Below are 4,014 nucleotides of genomic sequence, written 5' to 3' on the forward strand. Positions count from 1 at the left end.
GGAAAATGGCACAAAGTGAGTGGTTATACGATTCTAGTTATAAAGCGTGGTACTATCTCAAATCAGATGGAAGTTATCTGAGAGATCAATGGTTCAAAGATGGAAGTGCTTGGTATTATTTGAAAGCAGATGGTAAGATGGCACAAAATGAGACGATTGGTGGTTATCGTTTAGATTATTCTGGTAAGTGGATTTCTTAAAATTCATTACAATATTGTATAGAAAAGTCAGTGAAAACTGGCTTTTTTCTTTTGGAAAGGAAAGAGATGATTTTATATTATAAGAGGCCTCGGGCGCCAACATTTGAGGTTTTATAACATTTGAGATTTTATATTGATTAATATTTTAGATAAGGAGATAAAATGCACAAAGTAAGAGAAACAAAAACATATGGATCTATTCGGAAATCAAAAACATATGGAACTTGTGGAGTGATACTAGGTTTAGCAGCTTTAAGTATGATAAGTCCAGTTATGGCAGATGAACGAACTGAAAATCCAGCTACAAATGCGCCTTATGCCCAGATGAGTCCAAGCAGTATTTCTACTGAAAATCAAGGAAAGAGTGAAGAAAAAACAGGAACGTTAGAAGTTTCTATTTCTCATTCTAGTTTAGATGAAACTGTTAAAAAGGCACAAGAAGCTGGATTGAAGGTAGAATATGATTCTGTAGTCGATAAAGGAACTGCAAGTACAGGCTCTGAGTTGGAAAAAAAGCAAAAGGAAGTCGAAAGCGATTATCGCACACAAGCAGATAGTGTTGAGAAAGCTACTGAAAAATATATAGAAGATAAGAAACAGAACCAAGCGGAACGAAAGAAAGTCCAAGATGAAAATGCCACAAAGAAAGAAAAATATCAAAAGGATTTAGCTTCTTATCAAGCTGAGGTTGAACGTATCAATCAGAATAATTCGAAAATCCGTGAAGATAATGAAAAGAATCAGAAGGAGAATCAGGCAGAAATTGATCGTATCAATCAAGAAAATGCAGAAATCCGAAAACGAAACGCAGCTAAGAAAGAAGCTTATGAAGCTTCTTTGACAGATTATACAAAGAAGCTAGCAACTGCTAAAACTGAGAAAGAGGCAATTCAAACAAGCAAGCCTTTATTTGGATCTGCAACAGGTTTCAAAGTTTATGGAGGATATAATTCAGCTGGTCGGGGGAGCTTGGACTATTATAATGATTTTACAGTTGTACCAGATGATGATCTCCAAGTAGAGAGTATGAACGGATTTTTAGGCTATCATGCAGATACTTATGTAACAGGGAGTGAAGGAACTCAAGTTGGCAAAGATGGTACAGGAGTCTACGATGTAATTAAAGCTCCAAAAGTTGGAGATACATTCTATATTCACAATATTGGAACACTCACGGATGGTAGGAAGGTAACGGCCAAAGTCAGAGTTTCTGATTTAGGAGACTATCAGGGAGAAGTTCGAAATGGTGTTCCTGTGACAGATCCAGATATCTACCTTAAGAGTGGAGATGGTGGTAGTCTTTATTTTGTTTATAATAATCATACACGTTTAGAGTTGATTTTTGATTTTTATATTGAAGGTACGACAACACCTGTTTCCCTCTTAATTGGAACAGTTATTACCGATGTAGATTGGGGTCAAGGTTCAAATTTTAGCTATGGCTCGTCTGGTCGTGGAATGGTTATTAATCCTAGTGCCTCAGGTTTGGATTTTGATGGTCGCGTCATGAAGGGAGTAGAAGATGGTGTTAATGATACCTCAGATATTCCTAAGGGTTCTTTTGCTTCAGTAGGATATGGTTCTAGTCTAACGTACCTTCACACATCATCCCCTGGTTCGACAGAGGGAAGAACTCCCGCTGAATGGGATGCAGAGAATGCGAGTGGAAATGCTCAAAACGTTGTGTTCACAATTCTGGGAGATGGTGCAGAGTTAAAAAAGGTACCCTCATTAACAAAACCATTTGAGCCAACATACGAGAAGGAAACTCCTCTACCAAGTTCCCCAAAAGTGAAAGTGGAGGAAACGCTACCACCTAAACCTGAGGAGCCAAAGGAAAAAGAGATTCCCTCTTTAGTATCACCTCCAACAGTAAGGGTTAGATATGCACGTTTACAGGCAGTGCCTGACCTAGAAAAGTTTGTAAAAAATTCTTCTGGTGAATCTATTGATAAAAGCTATGTACCTAAACTTTCAACGGTAGAGTGGGAATTAACAACTAAGCCTCTTCCAGCTAATCGTGAAGTGATTACAGACTTTGAAATTGTGGATGCCTTGCCTTCAGGTTTTGTGTTAGATGTAGAAGCATCAAAGAACGCTAGCTCAGATTTTGAATTAACTTATGACGAATCGAGCCATGTCGTTAGGGTAAAAGGCTTAGAAAGTTTGAAATCTAAGCTTAATCAAGATTTAAGTAAGGAAGTACAAGTACCAGCTCCAATTTTAGTAGGAAAAGTTACAAATGATGGTGCAACTTACAAGAACAATTTCCAATTAAAAATTAATAATAAGTACGAAAGTTATTCAAATATTGTTCAGGTTTCAACACCTGGTAAACCGAATGATCCTGACAATCCGAATAATAATTTAATTCAACCTCTTAAACATAATTACAATAAGGATAAAGTTATCATTGATGGGAAACCAGTTCTAGCTGGTTCAACGAATTACTACCATATAACCTTGGATTATGATCAGTATAAGGGAATAAAAGCAGATCCATCTGCTATTCTAAAAGGCTTTGGTGCGATTGATGATTATCCAGAAGAAGCAGTGACTATTAATAAATCGGATATTCGTTATATTGACAGCGAAGGAAAAGAAGTTTCAGGTATTTCCGTGTATCAGTACGATTCTATTGAAGCTGTTGATAATGATAAGGTTAAAGCCTTTCTAGATAGTTCTGAAATTAAGCCTAAGGGAGCTTTCCAAGTATTTTTAGTGGATGTTCCAGAAGCCTATTTTAACCAATATATCAAAGCAGGAAAATCTGTTACAATTATTGATCCAATGGTAACTAAGGAAGAATTGCGAAATACAGGAAAATCATTTGAGAATACGGCTTACCAAGTTGATTTCGGTAACGGATATCAAACTGATACAGTTGTAAATAATGTTCCTAATGTTAAACCAACCAAGAAGAATCTTAACAAGGCAGGTGTCGACATCGATGGGAAACAAGTCTTGGCAGGTTCGGTCAATTACTACAAAGTAACTGCAGATTATAGCCAATACAAGGGCATTGAAGTAGATAAAGAACGTATTGGTAAAGGCTTCTACATCGTTGATGATTACCCAGAAGAAGCTGTTACTATCAATCAAGATGGTGTTCAAGTGACTGATTCTAAAGGGCAAGTAGTTAAAGGTTTGAAAATGGCTCTTTATGAGAGTCTGGATAAGGCACCAACAGGTGTCCAAGAAGCCCTGAAGTCTAGTAATTTCACTCCAAAAGGAGCGATTCAAGTATTTGAGGCGGAGAATCCAGAGGAATTCTACAAGACCTACGTTCAAACTGGAGAAGTTCTGACGATTACTAATCCAATGACTGTCAAGAAGGAATTGGGTCAAACAGGTGGTAAGTACGAGAATACAGCTTATCAGCTTGATTTTGGTTCAGCTTATATCACAGATACAGTTGTAAATAATGTTCCTACTGCGAAACCTACCAAGAAGAATCTGAATAAAGCAGGTGTTAACATCGATGGGAAACAGGTCTTGGCAGGTTCTGTTAACTACTACAAGGTAACGGCAGATTATAGCCAATACAAGGGCATTGAAGCAGATAAAGACCGTATTGGTAAAGGGTTCTATATCGTTGATGATTACCCAGAGGAAGCTGTTACGATCAATCAAGACGGTGTTCAAGTGACAGATTCTAAAGGGCAATTAGTTAAAGGTTTGAAAATGGCTCTTTATGAGAGTCTAGATAAGGCACCATCAGGTGTCCAAGAAGCTCTGAAGTCTAGCAATTTCACTCCGAAAGGAGCGATTCAAGTATTCGAGGCGGAGAATCCAGAGGAGTTCTACAAGACCT

General features: G+C 37.6%; 1 protein-coding gene and 1 pseudogene. Both read left to right on the top strand.

All coding sequences use genetic code 11. The features are described 5' to 3' along the window. A pseudogene (locus HMPREF2837_RS03415) lies at positions 1 to 200 on the top strand (surface protein); the annotation flags it as partial. A 162-nt stretch (positions 201 to 362) separates the two neighbouring features. Continuing rightward, a partial coding sequence (locus tag HMPREF2837_RS03420) for an SspB-related isopeptide-forming adhesin (RefSeq protein ID WP_075230647.1) occupies positions 363 to 4,014 on the top strand: 3,652 nt, incomplete at its 3' end.

The organism is Streptococcus sp. HMSC071D03 (assembly GCF_001812125.1).
In the GTDB taxonomy this organism is placed as follows: domain Bacteria; phylum Bacillota; class Bacilli; order Lactobacillales; family Streptococcaceae; genus Streptococcus; species Streptococcus pseudopneumoniae_N.